The organism is Paraplanobispora siamensis, assembly GCF_016863175.1.
Lineage (GTDB): Bacteria > Actinomycetota > Actinomycetes > Streptosporangiales > Streptosporangiaceae > Planobispora > Planobispora siamensis.
In genome coordinates, this window is the sequence record NZ_BOOJ01000057.1 from 1 (window position 1) to 21,907 (window position 21,907).

22 protein-coding genes and 1 pseudogene are annotated in these 21,907 nt (G+C 72.8%); 16 read left to right on the forward strand and 7 right to left on the reverse strand.

Annotation, left to right across the window (positions count from 1 at the left end):
- Positions 1 to 245 precede the first annotated feature (245 nt).
- The 3 genes from Psi01_RS31970 to Psi01_RS31980 are packed head-to-tail and all read left to right on the forward strand — an operon-like array spanning position 246 to position 2,499.
- A complete protein-coding gene (locus tag Psi01_RS31970; protein ID WP_204067862.1) occupies positions 246 to 776 on the forward strand; it encodes a flavodoxin family protein in 531 nt (176 codons plus the stop codon).
- Between the two features lie 44 nt (positions 777 to 820).
- Positions 821 to 1,705, forward strand: a complete 885-nt coding sequence (locus Psi01_RS31975) for an ABC transporter ATP-binding protein (RefSeq protein WP_239128171.1) — start codon at positions 821 to 823, stop codon at positions 1,703 to 1,705.
- Positions 1,705 to 2,499, forward strand: a complete 795-nt coding sequence (locus Psi01_RS31980; RefSeq protein WP_204067863.1) for an efflux permease Rv1217c-related protein — start codon at positions 1,705 to 1,707, stop codon at positions 2,497 to 2,499. The genes Psi01_RS31975 and Psi01_RS31980 overlap by 1 nt, the downstream gene beginning before the upstream one ends.
- On the opposite strand, the gene Psi01_RS31985 is transcribed toward Psi01_RS31980, so the two are convergent.
- Both Psi01_RS31985 and Psi01_RS31990 read right to left on the reverse strand, forming a co-directional pair.
- A complete protein-coding gene (locus Psi01_RS31985; protein ID WP_204067864.1) occupies positions 2,415 to 4,853 on the reverse strand; it encodes a glycoside hydrolase family 65 protein in 2,439 nt (812 codons plus the stop codon). The genes Psi01_RS31980 and Psi01_RS31985 overlap by 85 nt on opposite strands.
- On the reverse strand, positions 4,850 to 5,611 hold the full coding sequence (locus tag Psi01_RS31990; protein ID WP_204067865.1) for an HAD family hydrolase: 762 nt from the start codon (positions 5,609 to 5,611) through the stop codon (positions 4,850 to 4,852). The genes Psi01_RS31985 and Psi01_RS31990 overlap by 4 nt, the downstream gene beginning before the upstream one ends.
- A gap of 245 nt (positions 5,612 to 5,856) precedes the next feature.
- On the opposite strand from Psi01_RS31990, the gene Psi01_RS31995 reads away from it, so the two are divergent.
- The 4 genes from Psi01_RS31995 to Psi01_RS32010 are packed head-to-tail and all read left to right on the forward strand — an operon-like array spanning position 5,857 to position 9,360.
- Positions 5,857 to 6,105 carry a DUF1918 domain-containing protein gene (locus Psi01_RS31995; protein WP_204067866.1) on the forward strand — a complete coding sequence of 83 codons (249 nt, stop codon included), beginning with the start codon at positions 5,857 to 5,859 and terminating at the stop codon, positions 6,103 to 6,105.
- Positions 6,102 to 6,962, forward strand: a complete 861-nt coding sequence (locus Psi01_RS32000) for a universal stress protein (RefSeq protein ID WP_204067867.1) — start codon at positions 6,102 to 6,104, stop codon at positions 6,960 to 6,962. Before Psi01_RS31995 ends, Psi01_RS32000 begins: the two co-directional genes overlap by 4 nt.
- 30 nt (positions 6,963 to 6,992) lie before the next feature.
- On the forward strand, positions 6,993 to 7,988 hold the full coding sequence (locus Psi01_RS32005; RefSeq protein ID WP_204067868.1) for an NAD(P)H-dependent glycerol-3-phosphate dehydrogenase: 996 nt from the start codon (positions 6,993 to 6,995) through the stop codon (positions 7,986 to 7,988).
- 34 nt (positions 7,989 to 8,022) lie between these two features.
- Positions 8,023 to 9,360 (forward strand): wax ester/triacylglycerol synthase domain-containing protein, encoded by a 1,338-nt coding sequence (locus Psi01_RS32010; protein WP_204067869.1) that lies wholly within the window; start codon positions 8,023 to 8,025, stop codon positions 9,358 to 9,360.
- 3 nt (positions 9,361 to 9,363) lie between these two features.
- On the opposite strand, the gene Psi01_RS32015 is transcribed toward Psi01_RS32010, so the two are convergent.
- Entirely contained in the window at positions 9,364 to 9,702 is a 339-nt protein-coding gene (locus Psi01_RS32015) for a sensor histidine kinase (protein WP_204067870.1), read from the reverse strand.
- A gap of 218 nt (positions 9,703 to 9,920) precedes the next feature.
- On the opposite strand from Psi01_RS32015, the gene Psi01_RS32020 reads away from it, so the two are divergent.
- Entirely contained in the window at positions 9,921 to 10,709 is a 789-nt protein-coding gene (locus Psi01_RS32020; RefSeq protein WP_204067871.1) for an MBL fold metallo-hydrolase, read from the forward strand.
- Between the two features lie 32 nt (positions 10,710 to 10,741).
- Here Psi01_RS32020 and Psi01_RS32025 read toward each other — a convergent pair whose 3' ends face one another.
- Complete coding sequence (locus Psi01_RS32025; protein ID WP_204067872.1) at positions 10,742 to 11,695, reverse strand: AMIN-like domain-containing (lipo)protein; 954 nt, start codon at positions 11,693 to 11,695, stop codon at positions 10,742 to 10,744.
- 143 nt (positions 11,696 to 11,838) lie between these two features.
- Complete coding sequence (locus tag Psi01_RS32030; RefSeq protein WP_204067873.1) at positions 11,839 to 12,489, reverse strand: chemotaxis protein CheB; 651 nt, start codon at positions 12,487 to 12,489, stop codon at positions 11,839 to 11,841.
- A gap of 165 nt (positions 12,490 to 12,654) precedes the next feature.
- Between Psi01_RS32030 and acsA the strand changes: the two genes are divergently transcribed.
- Entirely contained in the window at positions 12,655 to 14,478 is a 1,824-nt protein-coding gene (acsA, locus tag Psi01_RS32035) for an acetate--CoA ligase (protein WP_204067874.1), read from the forward strand.
- 90 nt (positions 14,479 to 14,568) lie between these two features.
- On the opposite strand, the gene Psi01_RS32040 is transcribed toward acsA, so the two are convergent.
- Complete coding sequence (locus tag Psi01_RS32040) at positions 14,569 to 15,006, reverse strand: Hsp20/alpha crystallin family protein (protein WP_204067875.1); 438 nt, start codon at positions 15,004 to 15,006, stop codon at positions 14,569 to 14,571.
- Positions 15,007 to 15,305: 299 nt separating this feature from the next.
- On the opposite strand from Psi01_RS32040, the gene Psi01_RS32045 reads away from it, so the two are divergent.
- Complete coding sequence (locus tag Psi01_RS32045; RefSeq protein ID WP_204067876.1) at positions 15,306 to 16,355, forward strand: class I fructose-bisphosphate aldolase; 1,050 nt, start codon at positions 15,306 to 15,308, stop codon at positions 16,353 to 16,355.
- 121 nt (positions 16,356 to 16,476) lie between these two features.
- On the opposite strand, the gene Psi01_RS32050 is transcribed toward Psi01_RS32045, so the two are convergent.
- A complete protein-coding gene (locus tag Psi01_RS32050) occupies positions 16,477 to 16,914 on the reverse strand; it encodes an OsmC family protein (RefSeq protein ID WP_204067877.1) in 438 nt (145 codons plus the stop codon).
- Positions 16,915 to 17,343: 429 nt separating this feature from the next.
- Between Psi01_RS32050 and Psi01_RS44600 the strand changes: the two are divergent.
- From Psi01_RS44600 to Psi01_RS32080, 6 genes and pseudogenes are all read left to right on the forward strand, one after another.
- A pseudogene (locus tag Psi01_RS44600) lies at positions 17,344 to 17,469 on the forward strand (universal stress protein); the annotation flags it as partial.
- 71 nt (positions 17,470 to 17,540) lie between these two features.
- Positions 17,541 to 17,792, forward strand: coding sequence for a universal stress protein (locus Psi01_RS44235; RefSeq protein ID WP_275424622.1), 252 nt, complete (start codon positions 17,541 to 17,543; stop codon positions 17,790 to 17,792).
- A gap of 145 nt (positions 17,793 to 17,937) precedes the next feature.
- On the forward strand, positions 17,938 to 19,158 hold the full coding sequence (locus Psi01_RS32065; protein WP_204067880.1) for an acyltransferase family protein: 1,221 nt from the start codon (positions 17,938 to 17,940) through the stop codon (positions 19,156 to 19,158).
- Between the two features lie 50 nt (positions 19,159 to 19,208).
- On the forward strand, positions 19,209 to 19,802 hold the full coding sequence (locus Psi01_RS32070) for a TetR/AcrR family transcriptional regulator (RefSeq protein ID WP_204067881.1): 594 nt from the start codon (positions 19,209 to 19,211) through the stop codon (positions 19,800 to 19,802).
- A complete protein-coding gene (locus Psi01_RS32075; RefSeq protein WP_204067882.1) occupies positions 19,799 to 20,674 on the forward strand; it encodes an alpha/beta fold hydrolase in 876 nt (291 codons plus the stop codon). Before Psi01_RS32070 ends, Psi01_RS32075 begins: the two co-directional genes overlap by 4 nt.
- A gap of 142 nt (positions 20,675 to 20,816) precedes the next feature.
- A complete protein-coding gene (locus Psi01_RS32080) occupies positions 20,817 to 21,734 on the forward strand; it encodes a glycerophosphodiester phosphodiesterase (protein ID WP_204067883.1) in 918 nt (305 codons plus the stop codon).
- The last annotated feature ends 173 nt before the right edge of the window (positions 21,735 to 21,907 follow it).

The following is a 21,907-nucleotide window of genomic DNA, read 5'->3' on the forward strand; positions in this document are numbered from 1 at the left end:
GGGTGATCCCTGCCCGTCCCGGACGGAAGGAACCCGCCGGTCCGGCCGGGACCCCGCGCACGCCGAGCCCGCCGATCCCTCTGCGGGCTTGCGTACGCGGGGTCTTTGGTCCCTCATGCGCACGACCGTCGGCCCCTTCATCCGCGCGGCGGCGGGCGGAAGGCTGGAGGTGACCGTCAGGCGGCCGGACCGGCCTCCGGCGCCGGCCGCCCGAAGAGCACAGGCGGACAAGGAGATGAGTTCCCATGCGCGCGCTCGTGGTCTACGAATCGATGTTCGGCAACACCCAGACGATCGCCCAGGCCATCGCCGACGGCCTGGCCACCCGGATGGACGTGGAGCTGGTCGAGGTCGGCGCCGCCCCGGCGGCCGTTCCCGACGGGGTGGACCTGCTCGTGGTGGGCGGGCCCACGCACGCCTTCGGCATGAGCCGGGCCAACACCCGCAAGTCCGCCGCCGAGCAGGCGACCTCCGGCCTGGTGTCGAAGGGGCAGGGGATGCGAGAGTGGCTGTCCGCCCTGAGCGGCCACGCCCCCGATGTGAGCGCCGCGGCGTTCGACACCCGCTTCAAGAACCCCTGGCTGCCCGGCTCGGCCCGGCGCGGCGCCGAGAAACTCCTGCGCAGGAAGGGCCTGCCCGTCCTCACCGGCTCGCAGAGCTTCTACGTCTCCGGCACTCCCGGGCCGCTGCTCGAGGGCGAGATCGAACGCGCCCGCTCCTGGGGCGTGTCGCTGGCCGCGATGCGGGAGCCCGGCGAGCGGCGGCCCGCCGTGTGACCGAAAACAGCCGATCGTACGGATAGGCGGAAAGGACGTCTGCCGTGAACGTGATCCGCACCCGGGCGCTGACCAAGCGCTACGGCAAGACACTCGCCCTGGACGGCCTGGACCTGGAGGTGCCGGGACCGGCCGTCTTCGGCTATCTGGGGCCCAACGGCGCGGGCAAGACGACGACCATCCGGCTGCTGGCCGGGCTGCTGCGGGCCACCTCGGGACACGCGGAGGTGCTCGGCCTCGACATCGGCCGCGACCGCGACCGGGCACAGCGCCGGATCGGTTACCTGCCCGGCCAGTTCACCGCCTACCCCGACCTCACCGGCGACCAGTACCTGCGCTATCTGGCCGGGCTGCGCGGCGGTGTCGGCGGGAAGGCCGTGGCCGGTCTGGCCGAGCGCTTCGATGTGGACCTGTCCCGCCGCATCGGCGGCCTGTCCCACGGCAACCGGCAGAAGATCGGGCTGATCCAGGCGTTCATGCACGAACCCGAACTGCTGATCCTGGACGAGCCCACCATCGGCCTGGACCCGCTCATGCAGCGCGAGTTCCTGGCGCTGGTGCGCGAGACCCGCGACGCGGGACGGACGGTGTTCCTGTCCTCGCACATCCTCGACGAGGTCGAGGCCGTCGCCGACACGGTCGCCATCCTGCGCCGGGGCCATCTGGTGGTCGTGCGGCCGGTGGGGGAGCTGAAGGCCCAGGCGGTACGGCGCATGGAGCTCGTCTTCGCCGGAGAACCCCCGCTCGCCGAGGCCGAGAAGGCCGACGGGGTGCGCGAGGCGACGGCCGACGGCTCCCGCCTGCACCTGGTGGTCGAGGGCTCGACCGCCGAGCTGCTGCGGGTGGCGGCGCCGTACGGGATCGAGAGCGTCGTCACCCACGAGCCCGACCTGGAAGAGATCTTCATGACTTACTACGAGGAGCGGTGATGTTCCACAACGTCTTCCTCAAGAGCCTGCGCGACCAGCGCCGCGCCCTGCTGGGCTGGAGTGCGAGCCTGGCCGTCCTCGTGATCGTGATGGGAGCGATCTTCCCGCTCATGCGGGACATGGCCGACCTGGACAAGCTGATGGCGAGCTATCCCGAGGCGTTCAAGGAGCTGTTCAACATCGAGGCGATGACCACCGGGGTGGGCTTCATGAACGCCGAGCTGTTCAGCGCCCTGCTGCCCGCCCTGTTCATCGTCCTGGGCATCGGTCGCGGCGCCCGCCTGGTCGCCGGTGAGGAGGAGGCGGGCACGCTGGAGACGCTGCTGGTGACCCCGCTCTCGCCGGTCCGGCTGCTGCTGCAGCAGGCCGCCGTGCTGGCGGTCACGGTGATCGCGCTGGGCGCCGTGCTCTTCGTCTCGATGTCGGCCGCCTCGGCGCTCTTCGACATGGACATCGGCGTCGCCGAGGCGGCCACCGGCGCGTTGTCGATGACGCTGCTCGGCATCGAGTACGGCTGGCTGGCGCTGGCGGTGGGCGCCGTGACGGGCCGCCGGACGGTGGCCGTCGCCGTGGCCACGGTGATGGCCTTCGCCGGGTACGTGCTCTACGTCGCGGGCGAGTTCGTCGACGCGCTCGAACCCTGGCGGCCGATCTCCCCCTTCCACCAGGCGCTGGAGGGCGGGCCGCTGGGCGCGGGGCTGCCGGTCTCCTACGTCTGGATGGTCATCGTGCCGGTGGTGCTCCTCGCCGCGGCCCTGCCCGTGTTCGACCGCCGGGACATCGCGACCGCCTGACCGGGATACCCGAAGACGCGTACGGCGCCGCGCTCGAGATCGGCGGCCTGGCCGTACACGGTGACGTTCAGATGCTCGGGACCGTCGTCGCCGCGGGTGACCCGCACCCCGCCGGGTTCCACGTCGATGGACAGCCAGGCGCCGCGGACCCGGATCGGCAGGGCCAGAGTGGTGAGCCGGGCGGGCAGCAGCGGGCTCAGCCGCACCCCGTCGGGGCCGGCCTCCAGCCCGAGATAGCAGCGCTGCACCAGGTCCAGGGTGCCGGCCATGGCGCCCAGGTGCACGCCTTCGGCGGTGGTGCCGCCCTGCACGTCGTCGATGTCGCAGGACAGGGCCTCGGTGAAGAACCGCCAGGAGCGCGCCCGGTCCGAGCGGGCCAGCACCCAGGCGTGCACGACGGCGCTCAGCGTGGAGCCGTGGCAGGTGCGCGCCAGGTAATGGCCGACCGTGCGCGGGATCAGGTCCGGCTCCGTCCGGTAGCCGAGCCGGTCGAGGATCTCCCCGAGCTCGTCGGCGGTGAGCAGGTAGAACAGCATGAGCACGTCGGCCTGCTTGGAGGCGCGGTAGCGGTTGGGGCTGTCGCCCCCGGCCTCCAGCGCCCGGTCCAGACGGCGCACGCCCCGATAGCGCTCCCAGTCCAGCTCCAGCAGGTCCGCGTACCCGGTGAACTGGCTGATTACCCCGTCGTGGAAGTCGATCCGCATCCGGCGGGTGATGTCGTCCCAGCGCTCCAGCTCCCGGTCGGTGAGCGCGAGCCTCGACGCCAGCGCCTGCCGCTCGTGCTCGGGCAGCAGCGCCAGGGCCTGGCGGGCGCGCAGCAGCAGCCAGACCGTCATGACGTTGGTGTAGGCGCTGTTGTCCAGGCCGGGGGAGGCCGCGCCGGGGTAGGACTCGTGATACTCGTCGGGCCCCATGACGCCGTGGATCTCGTAGCGGCCCGACACCGGATCGGGGACGGCCAGCGAGGCGAAGAAGCGGGCGATCTCCACCAGGAGCTCCGCCCCGCACTCCACGAGGAACTCGATGTCGCCGGTCACCGAGTGGTACTGCCAGGTGTTGTAGGCGATCGCCAGCCCGACGTGCCGCTGCAGGTGCGAGTGGTCGGGCAGCCAGTGTCCGGAGATCGGGTTGAGGTGCAGCGTCTGGGTCTGCTCGGTGCCGTCGCTGCCGCTCTGCCAGGGGAACATGGCGCCGGCGAACCCCGCCTCGCGCGCGGCCGCCCTGGCCTCGGGCAGGCGGCGCCACCGATAGCGCAGCAGGCCGCGGGAGATCTCCGGGAAGCGCATGGTGAGCCAGGGCAGCACGAACAGCTCGTCCCAGAACACGTGCCCCCGGTAGGCCTCGCCGTGCAGGCCGCGCGCGGGCACGCCCGCGTCCAGGTCGGCGGTGTGCGGGGAGAGCGTCTGCAGCAGATGGAACACGTGCAGGTGGACGACGCGCCCCACCTGCGGGCCGTTCACGTCGAGACGGGCGCGGCGCCACAGGCCGTCCCAGGCGGTCCGGTGCCGGTCGAGCAGCTCGCCGAAACCGGGCGCGCGCCGTACCGCGCGGATCGCGGCCGAGGGGGCGTCGGCGATCGCGCGGTCGCGGGAGGTCACCAGAGCGACGATCTTCGTGAACGTCGCCGGTCGTCCCTGCCGCAGGTCGAGCACGTGCCGTTCGGCGATCCACCCGGTCCCGCCGCCGACCCGGCGCCGGGCCGAGGAGGTCTCCACCCGGGCGGCCAGGGCGACGGTGATCTCCGAGGTCCGGGTCCTGACCGACAGCCAGGTGATCCCGTCGTGCGCGCCGGTGACGTGCCCGGTGAGATGGGCGCCGTTCAGGTCGTGATAGCGCCTGACCCCCCGGTTCGTCACCCGGCCGTCCAGCGCGGAGCGCACGCGCAGCGGCCCCGACCAGTTCTCGGCGATGAAGACGGTCTCCAGCGCGGCCAGATGGGGGTCGGCCATGGACACCAGACGGCGCTGCCGGACCGCGGTGACGCGGCCGTGCTCGTCACGGAAGCGGAACCTGCGGTGCAGCACGCCGTGGCGCAGGTCCAGCTCCTGGCGGTAGTCCAGCAGCTGCGCCTCCTCCGGCCGGAACCAGGCGCAGCCGGGGGCGGCGAAGGACAGCGGCAGCCAGTTGGGCAGGTTGACGATGTCCTCGTTGCTCACGGTGCGACCGCCCACGGCTGAGTCCAGCAGGTCGAAGCAGCCGGCCGCGTAGGTTCCGGGATAGTGCACGCCGTCGGCCCCGGACTCGGGCGCGGCTCCCCGGGTGGCGATGTAGCCGTTGCCCAGCGTGCACAGCGCCTCGCGCAGCCCCTCGGCCGCCGGATCGAAGCCCTTGTAGACCAATGTCCAGGCCGTCATGGCGCACCGGCCGGTATGCGCCCTCTGACGGTCACCTCGCTCAGGTCGGTCACCACGACGTCCGCCCCGTGCTCGCGCAGCGGCACGGCCAGGCCCGTACGGTCGACCCCGATGACCAGGCCGAAACCGCCCCGCCGGCCGGCCTCGACCCCGGGCAGCGCGTCCTCCGCGACCGCCGTGCGGCCCACGGGCGTCTCCAGGCGGCGGGCGGCCTCCAGGAACAGCGCAGGATCGGGTTTGCCGGGCAGGCCGAGGCGGTCGGCGTCGTTGCCGTCGACGAGGACGTCGAACAGCTTCATGGCCCCGGCCGCGGTCACCACCGTGCGGCAGTTGCGGCTGGCCGAGACCACGGCGGTACGGCAGCCGCGGCGGCGCAGCTCGTGCAGCAGGGCCACGGTGTCGGGGAAGGCGGCCACGCCGTACCGCGCGACCTGCTCGGCGAACAGCCGGTCCTTGGCGGTGCCCAGGCCGTGCACGGTCAGCGCGTCCGGCGGATCGTCCGGCCCGCCCTCGGGCAGGGTGAGGTCACGCGAGGCCAGGAAGGTGCGCACGCCGTCCAGCCGGGGCCGGCCGTCGACGTGGCGCAGGTAGTCGTCGCGGACGTCGAAGGGCGCCGACCGGCCCCGCAGGAATTGGTCGAACACGTGCTTCCACGCCGCCGCGTGCACGCGTGCGGTGTCGGTGACCACACCATCGGTGTCGAAGACGACGGCGCTGATCAGCCCCAGATCGATGATCGGTGATAACGGCTCGTCCATGCCTTCAGTGTCGGCCCAGGACCGGCCGGTGGGAACGGCCGAAGGTCCCGGGGAGTGGAGGCGCAGGCCTCTACGGAGGTCCGCCGCGGCCCACGCTCGCCGGAGCGCGGCACAAGGGTCTTTGTACCCGCACATCCCCCTACGGTCGCCTCTGCGACAGCTCCGCGACCGGCTGAAGGATGGAGGCGAGATGAGGAAGGCGGAGCGGCCGGGCGGCGGATGACGACCGGGGAGAGGAGCCCGCGATGAAGGCGGCGGTAGGCGACAGGCTGTTCGTCGAGGGTACCCGCGGGGACGACGTCCGGCGGATCGGCGTGATCATGGAGTTGCGTCACCCCGACGGCTCCCCGCCCTACGTGGTGCGCTGGGTGGACGACGGGCACGAGAGCCTCGTGTTCCCCGGACCCGACGCCCGCGTGGTGACCAAGGAAGAGCGGGACGCCTCGTTTCGCGATCCCGTGGACGACCCGAGCCCCTGGAGGAGAACGTCATGATCATGGTGGGAGTGGACGGGTCGCAGGCCGCGCTGGAGGCGGTCGGCTGGGCGGTGCGCGAGGCCCGGCTGCGCGGCACGCGGCTGCGCGTCGTGCACATCATGCCGGCCTGGGCCTTCGAGATGCCCGAGGACGCCCCGCACGCCGACGTGGGCCGGTGGATGCGCCGCGGCGCAGCCGAGATGCTGGACGCCGGGACGGCGCGGGCCCGCGCGGAGGATCCCTCGGTCGAGGTGGAGTCACGGCTGCTCCCGGGCGATCCGCGGCTCGGCCTGATCCAGGCCGCCAAGGAGGCGGACCTGCTGGTGGTCGGCAGCCACGGGCGGGGCGGCTTCATGGGCATGCTGGTGGGCTCGGTGGCGCTGGGCGTGTGCGGGCACACCACCTGCCCGGTGGCCGTGGTCCGTTCCGCGCCCGCCGAGCAGGACGGGCCGGTGGTGGTCGGGATCGACGGCTCATCCGCCGGGGCGGGCGCCCTGGCCTTCGCCTTCGCCGAGGCCGCGGCGCGCGGGGTCGAGCTGCGGGCGGTCCACGCCTGGAGCGGTCCCCTCGTCGAGGGCGTGCCCGGCCTGCTCACGCCTGCGGAGGAACGGGAGGGCGGCGAGCAGCGGGTGCTGGCCGAGGCCCTGGCCGGCTGGGGCGAGCACTACCCGGACGTCAAGGTCGTCGCGCAGGCCGTCAACGGCCACCCGGTCGAGGTGCTCAAGGGCGCCTCCACGGGAGCGGGCCTGCTGGTCGTGGGATCGCGCGGACGAGGTGAGCTGACCGGTCTGCTGCTCGGCTCGGTCAGCCACTCGCTGCTGCACCACGCGCCCTGCCCCCTGGTGGTCGCCCCGCCGAGGCGACCGTCGCGGTGATCTCCGTTTCCGGAAGGGAGGGACCGGGTCATGAAGGTCACGGTCGTCGGGGCCGGTTCCTGGGGGACCACGGTGGCGTCACTGGTGGCCAAGCGCCATGACGCCACAGTGTGGGCCCGCGAGCCCGGCCTCGCGGAACAGATCAACGACGGGCACGTCAATCCGCTGTACCTCGAAGGCTTCTCCCTGCCGGAGCGGCTGGCGGCCACGGACGACCTCAAGGCCGCCGCGGAGACGGCGCAGCTGCTCATCGTCGCGGTGCCCTCCCACGGGTTCCGCGACGTGCTGCGCCGGGCCTGTCCCCACGTCCCGCCCTGGATCCCGGTGATCAGCCTGGCCAAGGGGCTGGAGCAGGGGACGCTGCTGCGGATGACCGAGATCATCCGGGAGCTGCTGCCGGGGCACCCGGCCGCGGCGCTGACCGGGCCCAACCTGGCCAAGGAGATCCTCTCCGGCAAGGCGGCGGCGACCGTCGTGGCCACCGAGGACCTCACGGTCGCCGCCGCACTGCAGGAGGTGCTGCACCGGGGGATGCTCCGGGTGTACGTCAACCACGACGTGACCGGTTGCGAGCTCGGCGGCGCGCTCAAGAACGTCGTGGCGATCGCGGCCGGGATGGCCGAGGGCCTCGGCGTGGGGGACAACACCCGCGCCGCGGTCATCACCCGGGGCCTGGCGGAGATCACCCAGCTGGGCACGGCGATGGGCGGCGAGAGCGTCACCTTCGCCGGGCTCACCGGCATGGGCGATCTGCTGGCCACGTGCATGAGCCCGCAGAGCCGCAACCGGTACGTCGGAGAGCAGCTGGGACGGGGCCGCAGTCTCGAAGACGTCCTCGGCACGATGCGCTCGGTCGCCGAGGGCGTCAGGACCGCCGGGGTGGCCGTCGAGCTCGGCGACCGGCACGGGCTGCCCCTGCCGATCTGCCGCACGATCCAGCACGTCATCGAGGGAAAGATCTCCGCACGCGACGCGTACGACGGACTGCGCAACATTCCGGCGGGACACGAGGCCGACCCCTGGTGAACCGCCGTCCCTGAGGCTTCTCCGGGAGGAGACGATGACCGGTCCTCAGCGGGTGATCGAGCGGGCCGGCTCCGCCGATCTGGCGATGGGGTCGCGCTCGGCTCCCCAGCAGATAGGCGCCCTCCTGACACTGGAGGCGGCGCCGGGCTTCGACGGGACGGCCGCCACCCGGCTGCTCGCCGAGCGCGTGCGGGCCGTGCCACGCCTGCGGCAGCGCCTGGTACGGGTGCCGCCGGGGTGCGGCCGCCCCGTCTGGGCCGATGACCCGGCCTTCGACGCCGGTCGTCACGTGCGCTGCGCGCCCTGCCCGGAACCGGGAGACGAGCAGGCGCTGCTGGATGCGGCCACCGCCGTGGTGAACGAGCCGCTGCCCCGCTCCCGGCCGCTGTGGGCGGTGGTGTTCGTCACCGGCCCGGCCGGCGACGTGCTCGGGATGGTCGTCGTCCTGGACCACGTGGTGGCCGACGGCATCGGCGGGCTGGCCGTGCTCGCCGGCCTGGTGGACCAGGCGGCCCCTGCGTCGTCCGCCCGGGAAGTCCCGTTCCCGCGGCGCCCGCCCTCGACGCGGGAGCTGGCCGCCGACGCCCTGCGCGAGCGCCTGCGAGCGCTGCGTCGCGTGCCCGCGTTCTGGCGGGCCGTGCGGGTGGCCGTGACGGCCTCGGGCGGCCTGCGTCCGGCGCCGGCGGAGCGGTGCTCACTGCTGCGGCCGGTCGGGCCGCGCTGCCGGGTCGAGGCGGTTCACGCCGATCTGGCCGGGCTGCGGGCGGCGGCCCACCGCTGCGGCGGGACCGTCAACGACGCGCTGCTGACCGCGATCACCGGCGCGCTGCGCACGCTGCTGGCGCACCGCGGCGAGTCCGTCGACGTCTTCTCCGTGGCGGTGATGGTGGCGGCCCGCCGTACGGCCGGCGCCGACCGGCTCGGCAACGAGGTCGTCCCGCTGATCGTCGCCCTTCCGGGCGCGGACGGGCCTCCCTCGCGGCGGCTGGAACGCGTCGCGGCCATCCTGCGGGCCCGCAAGGCCACCCAGGCGGAGATCCCCCTCACGGCCCTGTCCGGCCCGCTGTTCCGGGTGGCGGCCCGGCTGGGGCTGTACCGCCGGTACATGCGGCGCCAGCGACGCCTTCACACGCTGGTGAGCAACATGCGCGGTCCCGACCGGCCGCTGTCCTTCGCCGGTGCCCCGATCCGCGCGGTCGTGCCCATCGCGGTCGCCGAGGGCGGGAACATCACGGTGAGCTTCGAGGCCCTGTCCTACGCCGGGACGCTCACCGTCGCCGTCCTGGCCGACCCCGGCAATGTGCCCGACCTGCCCGTGCTGACCGCCGCCCTGCGGGCCGAACTCCACGCCCTGACCGCGTTGCCGGTATGACCTTCACCTTTGTCCTCGCCGCATGCCGAAGGCGGCTCCGCGCAGTTCCCTGACGGCCTGGTCCAGGGTGATGAGGGACTCCTGGATCCTGCGGGCGGCGCGGTCGTCGTGGACGTCCGGCAGGGCACTGTGCAGGTGAAGGGCGGCGGTGAACAGCCGCTGGATCAGCCCGTCGCCCAGATCGCCGATGTCGTGGACGGGCCGTTCGCCGCCGGCCGGCGCCGGTAGGCGGACCGGGTGCCTGCGGCGCGGCCGTCCGGTGCCGATCAGCCACGGACCGCCGACCGAGGACGAACGCCGATAACTGCTGCTACCTGAGGACGAACGCCGATGATTGCGCACTATGACCGGTACTCCCTTCACTGAAGGGACGATGCCTCCCCGGATGCGGGGGAACTTCATCCTCGCTCCCGCACGATCGGCTGAAAAGCCCCGCCCGAGGGCTCTTCGGCCCTGTCGTTCGCCTCTACCGCCATTCCCCCCGCCCGGCCGAGGCTTGAGATGACCTCGTACGACATGGCGATGAAGTCCGGGGAGAAGGGAAAAGAGGTGAGGCACCGATGCGACGGGAACCGAGACGAAACAGCGGGCCGCAGGAGATCGCCGAGGATGTCTTCCTGCTGGCCCTGGGGTGTGGCGTCACCGCCTGCAACGTGTACTTCGTGCGCTCCGGCTCCTCGTGGGCGCTCATCGACACGGGCTGGCGCAAGCAGGGACGGCGCGTCAGGGAGGCGGCCGAGAGGCTCTTCGGAGCCGGTGCGCCGCCGGCCGCCATCGTGCTGACCCACCTGCACCCCGATCACTCCGGCTCCCTGCTCGAGCTGGTCGCGGCCTGGAAGCCGCCGGTCTACGTGCACCCGGATGAGCTGCCGCTGGCCGCCGGGGGGTATGTGCCGCAGTACGCCAATCCGCTCGACCGCTGGCTCGTCGCCCCCGTGCTGCGCCTGATCCCGCCTCGCACGCTGCGCCGGGCCCTGGCAGCCAACAGCGTGGCGGGCCTGGCCCGGTCCTTCGATCCCGAAGGCGCCGTGCCCGGCCTGCCCGGCTGGGAGTGCGTGGCCACCCCCGGGCACACGCCCGGCCACAGCGCCTTCCTGCGCCGCCGGGACGGCGTGCTGATCACCGGGGACGCCGCGCTGACGGTGGATCTCAACCGTCCGTGGAACCTGCTGCGCGAGGCTGCGGGGGTGTACGGCCCGCCGTACGTCTCGACCTGGAACTGGCCCGAGGCCCGGCGGTCGGTCGCCGCCCTGGCCCGGCTCGAACCACGGGTGCTGGCACGGGGGCACGGGCCGCCCCTGGTCACCGGGGCCGCCCCGGCCCTGCACGCCCTGGTGGCGCATCGGTAGCGGTCTTCACCGCCTTTCCGCGTGAGGATGACTCACGGCTCCAGGCACTCGGGGATGGAGTCGGAGGGGCCGGTGGGCCGTTCGGTCTGCCCGGCCGCGTTGTAGATCTTCACCCACTTGACCGACGGGAACTGCTTGAGCGTCGGGATGATCTCGTCGGCGACGGTGAAGGTGGAGCCGCCACTGGTGCACCGGCCGGTCAGGTAGACCCGGGCGACGCCCTTGGTGATGGTCAGCTTGCTGAAGCCGGTGGCCCTGGAGCTGATGAATCGCAGACCCTGCGCGCGTTCGCTCTGGGTCGGTCCGGCGAACAGCCGCTGCAGCGCGCCGTAGGCGGTGCCGGGCGGGATCACCGGTCGGAGCACGGCGGTGGTGTACGGCTCGTGCCCGGTGTTGAAGTTGCGGAGGTTGAGGAAGTGGTTGCGGGCCATGACGGTCCGGTACGGCGTACTGATGTCGACGACCACCCGGCTGGGCCGGTTCAGGGCGTAGACGCGATACGGCGTGCGCTTGGCCAGCCCCACTCCGAAGGACAGCACGGCTTCGTCGTCACCGGTGGAGACGACCTGGACGACGCCGGGCAGGGAGTAGGTGCGGCGGGCCGGGCCGTAGGTAGCGCCGTTGCCGTCGTGGCCGGTGGCCTTGGTGAAGCGGACCTTCAGCAGCGCGTCACCGACGGCGCGCACAGGCCTGCCGGACGGGTCGCCGATGAGCTGCTTGACGTAGCGGGCGCTGTAGCGGGCCGGAACGGGGCCGCGGAACTCGAAGACCAGCCGGTCCAGGCCCGGATGGTGGGCGGCGCGCACGTCGACGAGGGTCGGGACGGTCGGCCGGGCCGACTGCTCCGCGGCCTGCCGGGTGGCCGTCGCCCACAGCGGGGCGGGGGCCGCAGCGGCCTGAGCCGATACGGCGGGCAGCAGCCCGGCCGTGCCGGCGGTCAGGAGAGCGGTGGTGAGGAGGGTGCGGGTGGTGAGCACGGTGATCATCTCTTCTCGCTGATCATCTTCTGTTCTGGTGCTCCACCTCCACAGTGCTGCGGCGCGCCCGTGGGCGAACGCGGCGAACGTCACCGGTCGACGGGCCGAAAGACAGATTTTTCGCGGCCGGCGGCCGGGCGGGCGGGACGGGGTCAGGCTGTCGCCTCCGCCTCCGCCTCGGCGACCAGCGAGAGCAGGAGCGGGGCCACCTCGTCGAGCGCCGTCACGTGGTCGACGATCTCGTCCCGGGTGATGGTGGCCTGGGGCATGGCGAAGTGATTGCTGGTCGCCCGATCGGTGGTGATCACGGTGCCGCCGAGGCGGTGGACCGCGGTGGCGCCGGTGGCGCCGTCCCTGCCCTCGCCCGACAGGATGACCGCGACGGCGTCGGGTCCCACGGCCAGCGCCAGGCTGGTCAGCAGCAGGTCGGCCGAGGGCCGGTAGGGCGGAAGCGGGCCGGAGACGATCAGGAGCAGCCGGCGGTCACCGGTGACGAGCAGGTGTTGCCCGGGCGGGGCGACGACCACACGGCCGGGGACCAGGGCCTGCCCGTCGCACGCCGCCGCGACCGGCAGGGCGGTGCGCCTGCCCAGGATGTGCGGGAGCATGCTGCGGCGGTCGGGGTTCAGGTGCTGCAGCACGATCACCGCGGCGGGCAGACCGACCGGCAGCGCGCCGAGGACGCGGCTGGTGGCGGCCAGCCCTCCGGCGGAGGACACGAGCGCGATGACCGGGAGACGGCCGGCGGGCGGGGCCGCCGGGACGGGTTCGTGCCGGGTGCTCATGCCGGCCGGAGTGTTCATGAGTGTCTCCGATCTCATCGTCCGGCGCCGTGGGAAAGGCGCTCCGCGCCGCTCGACCGGATGTTCCGTTTCCATCATCGACGTCCGCGGGGTCGGCGGCAGGGGCCGGAAGTCCCCTCCGGGAGAGCCGGTCGCCCCTGGGCGGGCCGCCGGGCCGGGAGTCGGATGGAGCGGAGGAGGAACCGCCACGACGATGATCGACGTCATTGGTCCCGGCCGGAGTGGCGGGCCGAGATGATGTGGGAGACCGTTCACAAGAACCCGATTCAGGCGAACCTGCTGGACTACGCCGCCGAGTGCCGGTCCTTCTCCTGGGAGGGGGCGCGCGCCCGGCTGTACGGCCGTCACGGGCTCAACATCGCCTACGAGGCCGTGGACCGGCACGCCGAGACGGAACGCCGTCACCAGACGGCTCTGCGGTGCGTCGGCAGGGATGACAAGGTCACCGAGCTGACCTACCTCGATCTGCACAGGGAGACCGGCCGCTTCGCCAACGTGCTGCGCGAGCTGGGCGTGGGCAAGGGCGAGCGGGTCTTCACACTGCTGGGCCGGGTCCCCGACCTGTACGTCACGGTGCTGGGCACGCTCAAGAACCTCAGCGTGCTGTCGCCGCTTTTCTCCGCCTTCGGTCCCGAGCCGATCCGCGAGCGGCTGCGCCTGGGCGGCGGCCGGGTCCTGGTGACCACCCCCGAGCTCTACGCCCGGAAGGTCGCCCCGATCCGGGACAGTCTGCCGGCGCTGGAACACGTCCTGGTCACCGGTGACGGCCCCGCCCCGGAGGGCACCCGGCTGCTGCGGGAGGCGATGACCGGGGCGAGTCCGCGCTTCGACATCCCGCCCACCGACTCGGAGGACATGGCGCTGCTGCACTTCACCAGCGGCACCACCGGCAGGCCCAAGGGCGCCGTGCATGTGCACGCCGCGGTGATCGCCCACCGCGCCACCGCCGTCTACGCCCTGGACCTGCGGCCCGAGGACACCTTCTGGTGCACCGCCGACCCCGGCTGGGTCACCGGCATGTCGTACGGCGTCATCGCCCCCCTGACGATCGGCGCCACCGTGGTGGCCGACACGGGCGAGTTCGACGCCCGCCGCTGGTACCGCACGCTGCAGGACCAGCGGGTCAGCGTCTGGTACACCGCGCCGACCGCGCTGCGCATGCTGATGCGCCACGGCGGCGAGCTCGCCGCCGGCTACGACCTGTCGCGGCTGCGGTTCGTCGCCAGCGTGGGCGAGCCGCTCAACCCCGAGATCGTCGTCTGGGGCCTGCGCGCGCTGGGCCTGCCGGTCCACGACAACTGGTGGCAGACCGAGACGGGCGCCATCATGATCAGCAACTACGCCGCGATGGACGTCAAGCCCGGATCGATGGGCCGCCCGCTGCCCGGGATCAGGGCGGCGCTGCTACGGCGCGGCGCGGACGGCCGGGCCCTGGTCTCCGACGGAGAGGTGCAGGTCGTCGAGGAACCGGACGCGGAGGGCGAGCTGGCGCTGCGGCCCGGGTGGCCGTCGATGTTCCGTGGATACCTGGACGATCCCGAACGGTACGCCAAGGCGTTCGCGGGCGGCTGGTACCTCACCGGTGACGTCGCCCGGCGCGACGCCGACGGCTACTACTGGTTCGTGGCCAGGGCCGACGACGTCATCAAGTCCGCCGGCCACCTCATCGGCCCGTTCGAGGTCGAGAGCGTGCTGATGGAGCATCCCGCCGTGGCCGAGGCCGGCGTCATCGGCAAACCCGATCCGGTGGCGGGCGAGCTGGTCAAGGCGTTCGTCACGCTCAGGCCCGGTCACGAGCCCACCGACGCGCTCCGCCGGGAGCTGGTCGCCTTCGGCCGTCGCCGGCTGGGCGCCGTCGCGCCCAAGGAGATCGCGTTCGACCAGAACCTGCCGCACACCCGCAGCGGCAAGGTGATGCGTCGTCTGCTCAAGGCCCGCGAGCTCGGCCTTCCCGAGGGCGACATCTCCACCCTGGAGGGATCGGGTTGAGCCGGGCGCCAGCGGCCCGGTACGGCCCGGGCCCGCTCCTTCGGGGGGAAGGAGCGGGCCCGGGTGACCACCGCGGGGCGCCGGTCGTCGTCAGCTCTTCTTGCCCTTGTCGTCGGGCTTGCCGACCAGGATGCGGACGCCCTCCGGCTTGACCTCCGACAGCTTCACGCTGACCTCGAGGATGCCCTTGTCGTAGCCGGCCTTGACGTCCTTGGGGTCGGCTCCGGCGGGCAGGACGATGGACCGGGTGAAGGCGCCGTAGCGGAACTCGCTCCGGTGCCCCTCCGTCTCCTCCTGGTGCCGCTCGGCGTGGATGGTCAGGACATCCCCGGCCAGGGTGATCTCGACGTCCTTGTCGGGGTCGATGCCGGGCAGTTCGGCGCGGAGCACGTAGCGGCCGTCCTTGACGCAATCCTCGAACCGGATCATCTGTCCCAGCATCGGCCGCAGTCCGGCGAACGGTGCCTCGAGCCAGTCGAAGATCTCGGGGATCAGCCCGCGGGGCTCCCGGCGGACCAGTGCGCTCATGATCGTCCCTCCGTTTCCCGTGACACTCCTTCACTTCCATCCCATCGCCGCGGCCGGCCGCCGGGCAGGGGCGGAAGTCCCTACCTGGGAGACGGAGGTCATCGGACGATCCTGATGTCAGAGATGCCGGAAAGGTCGGCTAAAGGCGGGAGGTCCCTGACGATCCGGGCCTCTCGGTCATGACCGGCCGGGCCGTACGGCACTGCCCGCGTGGCCGGGAAACCGGTGTGCTGGGGAGGCGGTCGGGATCGGCGCCGGGCCTGCGCGACCGCCCGCCGCAGTCTGAGAGGAGACCCGCGATGGAGCTCAAGGAACTGCTCGGTGACGAGACCTCGTCCCTGCTGGGACACGAATGCTCCACGATCGGCCGGGAGCGGCTGAGCACGCCCGGCCCGGACTTCGTGGACCGGGTCCTGGCCGGCGGCGACCGGCCCCCCGCGGTGCTGCGCAACCTGCAGCACGTCTTCGACACCGGCCGCCTGGCCGGCACCGGATACCTGTCGATCCTCCCGGTCGACCAGGGCGTCGAGCACTCGGCGGCGGCCTCGTTCGCCCCCAACCCGGAGTACTTCGACCCCCTGCGGCTGTGCGAGCTGGCCGTGGAGGGCGGCTGCAACGCCATCGCCTCCACTCTGGGCGTGCTGGGGATGGCCGCCCGCCGCTACGCGCACCGGGTGCCGTTCATCGTCAAGCTCAACCACAACGAGCTGCTGACCTACCCCAACCGGTACGACCAGGTGATGTTCGCCTCCGTCCGGCAGGCCTTCGATCTGGGTGCGGTGGGGGTCGGCGCGACGGTCTACTTCGGCTCGCCGGAGAGCATGCGGCAGCTGCGGGAGGTGCGGCAGGCCTTCCAGGCGGCGCACGGGCTGGGCATGTTCACCGTGCTGTGGGCCTACCTGCGCAACGAGGCCTTCCGCAGGGACGGCGTCGACCACCACACCAGCGCCGACCTCACCGGCCAGGCCAACCACCTGGCGGCGACGGTGGAGGCCGACATCGTCAAGCAGAAGCAGCCGCAGGGCAACGGCGGCTTCCGCGCGCTGGGGTTCGGCAAGACCAGCGACCTGGTGTACGAGGAGCTGACCACCGACCACCCGATCGACCTGACCCGCTGGCAGGTCGTCAACTGCTTCATGGGCCGGGTCGGACTGATCAACTCCGGGGGCGCGTCCTCAGGCCAGGGCGACCTGGCGCAGGCCGTACGGACCGCGGTGATCAACAAGCGGGCGGGCGGCATGGGACTGATCGTCGGGCGCAAGTCCTTCCAGCGGCCGATGGCCGGGGGCGTCCGGCTGCTGAACGCCGTACAGGACGTCTACCTCGACCCCGACGTCACCATCGCCTGAACCTGAAAGGGCACGACCGCCACGGCGGTCGTGCCCGGCCCGCGTCTTCCGGCGGGCGCTGTCACCGAGGACGCCACCGAGGACGGCGTGAATCCGCCGGGACCGGGCCGGTCGTCCGCACTCATCCGGCGGTCGCGTTCTGCGCGGCGCTCTCTGCCGTGACGACCCGGAAGTCGACCCGCGGCGGCACGCGCAGCGAGTTGTGCACCGTGCAGTGCTCGATGACCGCGGTGAAGGAGTCGCGCAGGTTCTCCGGCAGGCCGGGCGCCTTCACCACCAGCTCCACCCGTGCGACCCGTGCGGGCCGCGGGTCCATCTCGTACCGGGCGGTCACGGTGACCCCCATGGGCAGGTCGCGCCGGTGCAGGTAACGCCTGGCGTAGTGGGCGGTGCAGGCGGCCAGGCCGGCGACGAACAGCTCGACCGGCGTGGGACCGGTGTCACTCCCGCCGGCGTCCGTGGGCTGGTCCGCCCGGACCCGGTGATCACGGATCTTGATGTCGAAACGGTCACCGCCGTACCAGACGACTCGCACGGTGCCGCTGGGCTTGTCGATCATGGCCTGCTCCCCTGTAGGCCTCCCTTGAGTACCTCTGATCTCAGCGTGCTATCGCACCGTGTTCCCCGGCAGGGCCGGACGTCCCCGGGCGCGGGACCGAACGGCCCGCGACGCCGGCCGCGGGCGGCACAGAGGACGAAAGGCCCCCCACTGCGAGGCGCAGGACTCTGCCCCGGCGGCGCGGCGGGCGGGAACATGGAAGTACGACACCCGCTGGAGCGGGGATCGAGGGGCCGGCCCGGAGAGGCGATCTCCGGGCGGCGGTCCCGCCCGGATGACAGGGGAAGGGCGACGGCGGCCGTACGGCCACCAGACCCGCCGCCGTTCAGGCGGCATCCCTGCTTCGACGGGCGGACCACCGGCCTCGGGATCCGAGCTCGGCGGGTGCCGTTGTATCCGGCCCGGCCGGATCGGCGCCGGGAGGATTCGATGACACGTCGCATCGTGGTAGGGGTGGACGGATCGTCCGCCTCCCGTGACGCCCTGCTGCAGGCACGGGCCGAGGCGGGACTGCGCGGTGCGGCGCTGACCGTGGTGCACGCGGTGTACTGGGATCCGATCGGCACCGAGCTGCTCGTCCCGGACAGACGCAACTGCGGCAGTGGGGGCACCATCTGCTGGACGGGGTGCTGGCCGCGGCGAACTCGTCGATCGACGTCCAGGCGGGCGTCCAGGTCGACGTCCGCCCGGTGGTGGCCCACGGCCACCCCGCACAGGTCCTGCTCCCCTACGCCAGGCGCGCCGATCTGCTCGTGAGCGGCTCCCGCGGGCACGGCGCCCTGTCCCGGCTGACGCTGGGTTCGGTCAGCACCTACTGCGCCGAGCACGCCCGCTGCCCGGTCATGGTGGTCAAGGAGCACGAGGCCGTCACCGGCTGACCTCCCGCGGGCGGTCCGGAACCGACGAAAGGTCCGCCGGGCCCGGGGCTTTCGCCTCTGGGGCCGGCCGCGGGCGCGTGGGGTAATGGGGTCACCGGGACCGATCGGGGGGACCCGTTCGCGTCTCACGCGGAGGATCGCGGTGATGTCGGGGAGACCGTCGGCACAGGAGCCTCCGGCCGCCTCCCGGGTGGGAACGGAGCGGCTGGTCTTCGCCGACGTGCTGAGAACCGCGCTCGTCGCCATGGTGATCGTCCACCACGCCGCCCAGGCGTACGGCCCCACCGGCGGCACCTGGCCCGTGGAGGATCCGGCGCAGAGCGAGTGGTTCCGGCCGTTCTACACGGTGAACGCGGCGATCGGCCTGGGCCTGCTGTTCCTGCTGGCCGGATACTTCGTCCCCGCCTCCTGCGACCGCAAGGGATCCGGGTGCTTCCTGCGGGAGCGCTGGGCCCGCATCGGGGTGCCGATGGTGTTCTTCGCCCTGGTGGTGCACCTGCCCCTCGTCTATCTCTACGTGGACCGCCCTCCCCTCGGTGAGTTCACCGGCGCGCTGTACGAGAGCGGCTGGCAGGGCCTGTACATGCACCTGTGGTTCCTGGCGCACCTGCTGCTGTACTCGGCGGTGTACGTGGGGTGGCGGAGCCTTTCCGGCCGGTTCGCCGGAGCCGGGCCGCCCCGCAGGGCGTGGCCGCCGCCGGACCACGCCGCCGTCGCCGGGTTCGTCGTGGGGCTGGCCCTGGTCACCTGGGTCGTCCGCTGGTGGTACCCCGTCGACGAGTGGGTGCCGCTGCTGTTCGTGGTGCCCGCCGAGCCCGCGCACCTGCCGCAGTACGTCAGCCTGTTCACGTTGGGCGTCATGGCCTGCCGGGGCGACTGGCTGCGCCGGATCCCGGACAGGACCGGCGCCCTCTGGCTCGGCGTCGGGCTGTTCTCGGCGGCGGCCATGTACCTCCTTCAGGGCCTCGCCCCCGAGTTGTACGTGGACCTCGTGGCGCCGGGCGGGTTCACTGGCGGATCGCTGGTGCGCAGCACGTGGGAGACGCTGATCTGCGTCGGCCTCGGTGTGGGGCTGATCGTCCTGTGCCGCAGGCTCTTCAACCGGCCCGGCCGGCTGCTCGCGGCGATGGCGGACGCGAGTTACGCCGCGTACATCCTGCACGTCGTGATCGTCGTCGTGCTCCAGCTGCTGATCCTGAGCCCGCCGCTGCCGGCCGTCGTCAAGTTCGCCCTGGTCGCGGCGGGCGGAGTCGGATTGTCGTTCGGCGTCGGGCATCTGTCCCGCGGGGTACCCGGTCTCAAGGTCGTGCTGGGCACCGCTCCGGAGACTCCTCACCGTTTGCGATCCTTACGCCCCAAGGGTTAACCTAGGAGCATTAGGGGGAGCCTATAGATCCTAGGAAAGGTGGTGCGCGCATGCCGCGGGCCGGGTTGACGGCGGACCGGGTGACGCTCGCCGGGGCCGAGCTGGCCGACGAGGTCGGGCTCGACCACGTGACCATGGCGGCGGTGGCGCGGCGGCTCGGGGTGAAGGACGCCAGCCTCTACGCGCACGTCCGCGGCCTGGAGGACCTGCGCGGGCGGATCGCGCTGCTGGCGGCGGACGAGAAGACCATCCGCATCGCCGAGGCCACCGCCGGGCGGGCCGGCAGGGACGCGCTGGTGGCGTTCGCGAACGCCTGGCGGCGGTACGCCCACGACCACCCCGGCCGCTACACCGCGACGCAGATCCCGACGCAGATCGACCCCGAGCTCCTGGCCCTGGCGCCGGGGCCGAGGCGCGCGGTCGAGCTGACCTACAGCATGCTGCGCGCCTACGCGCTGGACGAGCCCGACCTGACCGACGCGGTCCGGCTGATGCGCAGCATGCTCCACGGCTTCGTCAGCCTCGAGGCCGCGGGCGGGTTCGCGCACGCGCGCCCGGCGGAGGAGTCCTGGGTCCGTGGCCTCGACGCCCTGCACACCCTCCTTGAGCACTGGCCCGCCCGTCGGGAAGGAGACCCGGCATGACCGCCCCGACCATCGGCCGCCTGCGCGTGGACGGCGCCACCCTGCACCACGAGGTACGCGGCAGCGGCCCGCTCCTGCTGCTGATCCCCGGCGGCACCGGCGGCGCCGCCTCCTTCGACGGCGTCGCCGACGACCTGGCCGGCGACTACACGGTCGCGTCCTACGACCCGCGGGGCCTGTCCCGCAGCCCGCTGGACGACCCGGAGGCGCCCCAGTCGGTCGCGCGGCACGCCGAGGATGCCTTGCGGCTGCTGGAGCTGCTGTCCCCGCACGCGCCCGCCCGTGTGGCCGGCTGCAGTTCGGGGGCGATCGTCGCGCTGCACCTGCTGACCGCCCGTCCCGAGCGGATCGAGCGCGTCGTGGCGCACGAGCCGCCGGTGGTGGAGGTGCTGCCCGACGCCGCCGAGCACCGCGCGCTGCTCGCCCGGGTCCGGGACACCTTCGAGCGGGAGGGGCTGATGCCCGCGGCGGCCGTGTTCGCCGCCGGCCTCAGGCGGCGGCCCGGCGCCGATCCCGTCCCCGCCAGTCCCGCCGTCTCCGCCGCCCCCGCCGACGCCCCGGCGGTGACCGAACTGCCGCCGCAGGCGAGGGCGCGGGTCGAGCGGACGGTGGCGGACATGCCCTACTTCCTGGGGCGCATCGTGCCGAGCTTCATGGCCTACACCCCGGACGTGGAGCGCCTGGAGGCACTGTCGGACCGGCTCGTGCTCGCCGCCGGAACGGACTCGCGCGGTGAGCTGCCCTACCGCCCCGCCGCCTTCCTGGCCGAGGGCTTCGGCACGGAGCTCGTCCACTTCCCCGGCGGGCACACGGGCCTGAGCACCCACCCCGCCGAGTTCGGCGAACTGCTCCGCAAGGTGCTGAGCGCCTAACGCGGGCGGGCGGGCGGATCGCGGGAAGCCGCCGCGTTGCGGAAAGTCACCTGGATTACACACTGAGCTACCGTTTCGTCGGTCGCGTGTCACCGAGCGCTCCGAAGGTGGGAGGCGACATCTCCTACCTCGAGAGGTGAGCATGTTCCGACGACTCGGTGCCGTACTGACCGTGATGGCCGCCGCCGCGTTCCCGGCCGTGCCGGCGGCCGGTGCGAGCACACCGGCGGCCGGTGCGAGCACACCGGCGGCCGGCGCGAGCACATCGGCGGCCGTCGCGAGCGCACCGGGACGGGTCGCCAGCGTCGCCCACCGCGGCGCGAGCGCCCACGCCCCGGAGAACACGATCGCGGCGTTCCGGCTGGCCCGGCGGCAGCAGGCGGACCTGTTCGAGCTGGACGTGCAGGAGACCAGAGACCGCCGGCTGGTGCTGATGCACGACACCACGCTGGCGCGGACGACGGACGTGGAGAGGGTCTTCCCCGGGCGCGCGCCGTGGCGGGTGGCCGACTTCACCCTGGCGGAGATCCGCACGCTGGACGCCGGGTCCTGGTTCGCCCCGGAGTTCGCCGGTGAGCGGGTGCCGACGCTGGGCGAGTCGCTGCGCGCGATGGGGGACGGCGCGATGGGGCTGCTGCTGGAGATCAAGGCGCCCTCGCTGTATCCGGGCATCGAGCGGCGCGTCGCCGGCGAACTGCGCCGCCACCCGTCGTGGGTCCGGTCCGGCCCGCAGGGGCGCCGGCTGATCGTGCAGTCCTTCGACTTCTCCTCGATGCGGCGCTTCCACCGGTTGATGCCGCAGGTCCCGATCGGGCTGCTCGGCACCCCGGCCGCCGCCTCCCTGCCGGACCTGGCGAGGTTCGCCGACCAGATCAACCCCGCCCACGCCGGCCTGACCGCCCGCTACGTCCGGCGGGTGCACGCCCTGGGCATGGAGGTCTTCACCTGGACCGTGAACGGCGCCTCCGCCATGCGGCGCGCCGTCGACCTCGGCGTGGACGGGATCATCACCGACCGGCCGGACCTCCTGGGCGAGGTCCTGTCCGGCCGGGCCGTCTGAGATCCGTCTTCTCGCACGCGCCGGGGAAAGCCCCCGGCGCGAAAAGTCCCCGGTAAGGAAATCTCCGGCCGGATTCTCCAAGGAGACGGCGGCGGCCGAAACTTGACTCCCGGTGCGAAACTGTGCAAGACAAGGAATGGCGCAAGAGAGGGTGCCGCTTTTGTCGGAGAATC

Coding starts and splice junctions, on each gene's coding strand:
- Psi01_RS31970 (WP_204067862.1), top strand. CDS start 246: ATGCGCGCGCTCGTGGTCTACGAATCGATGTTCGGCAACACCCAGACG.
- Psi01_RS31980 (WP_204067863.1), top strand. CDS start 1,705: ATGTTCCACAACGTCTTCCTCAAGAGCCTGCGCGACCAGCGCCGCGCC.
- Psi01_RS31985 (WP_204067864.1), bottom strand. CDS start 4,853: ATGACGGCCTGGACATTGGTCTACAAGGGCTTCGATCCGGCGGCCGAG.
- Psi01_RS31990 (WP_204067865.1), bottom strand. CDS start 5,611: ATGGACGAGCCGTTATCACCGATCATCGATCTGGGGCTGATCAGCGCC.
- Psi01_RS31995 (WP_204067866.1), top strand. CDS start 5,857: ATGAAGGCGGCGGTAGGCGACAGGCTGTTCGTCGAGGGTACCCGCGGG.
- Psi01_RS32000 (WP_204067867.1), top strand. CDS start 6,102: ATGATCATGGTGGGAGTGGACGGGTCGCAGGCCGCGCTGGAGGCGGTC.
- Psi01_RS32005 (WP_204067868.1), top strand. CDS start 6,993: ATGAAGGTCACGGTCGTCGGGGCCGGTTCCTGGGGGACCACGGTGGCG.
- Psi01_RS32010 (WP_204067869.1), top strand. CDS start 8,023: ATGACCGGTCCTCAGCGGGTGATCGAGCGGGCCGGCTCCGCCGATCTG.
- Psi01_RS32020 (WP_204067871.1), top strand. CDS start 9,921: ATGCGACGGGAACCGAGACGAAACAGCGGGCCGCAGGAGATCGCCGAG.
- Psi01_RS32025 (WP_204067872.1), bottom strand. CDS start 11,695: ATGATCACCGTGCTCACCACCCGCACCCTCCTCACCACCGCTCTCCTG.
- Psi01_RS32030 (WP_204067873.1), bottom strand. CDS start 12,489: ATGAACACTCCGGCCGGCATGAGCACCCGGCACGAACCCGTCCCGGCG.
- acsA (WP_204067874.1), top strand. CDS start 12,655: ATGGAGCGGAGGAGGAACCGCCACGACGATGATCGACGTCATTGGTCC.
- Psi01_RS32040 (WP_204067875.1), bottom strand. CDS start 15,006: ATGAGCGCACTGGTCCGCCGGGAGCCCCGCGGGCTGATCCCCGAGATC.
- Psi01_RS32045 (WP_204067876.1), top strand. CDS start 15,306: ATGGAGCTCAAGGAACTGCTCGGTGACGAGACCTCGTCCCTGCTGGGA.
- Psi01_RS32050 (WP_204067877.1), bottom strand. CDS start 16,914: ATGATCGACAAGCCCAGCGGCACCGTGCGAGTCGTCTGGTACGGCGGT.
- Psi01_RS32065 (WP_204067880.1), top strand. CDS start 17,938: ATGTCGGGGAGACCGTCGGCACAGGAGCCTCCGGCCGCCTCCCGGGTG.
- Psi01_RS32070 (WP_204067881.1), top strand. CDS start 19,209: ATGCCGCGGGCCGGGTTGACGGCGGACCGGGTGACGCTCGCCGGGGCC.
- Psi01_RS32075 (WP_204067882.1), top strand. CDS start 19,799: ATGACCGCCCCGACCATCGGCCGCCTGCGCGTGGACGGCGCCACCCTG.
- Psi01_RS32080 (WP_204067883.1), top strand. CDS start 20,817: ATGTTCCGACGACTCGGTGCCGTACTGACCGTGATGGCCGCCGCCGCG.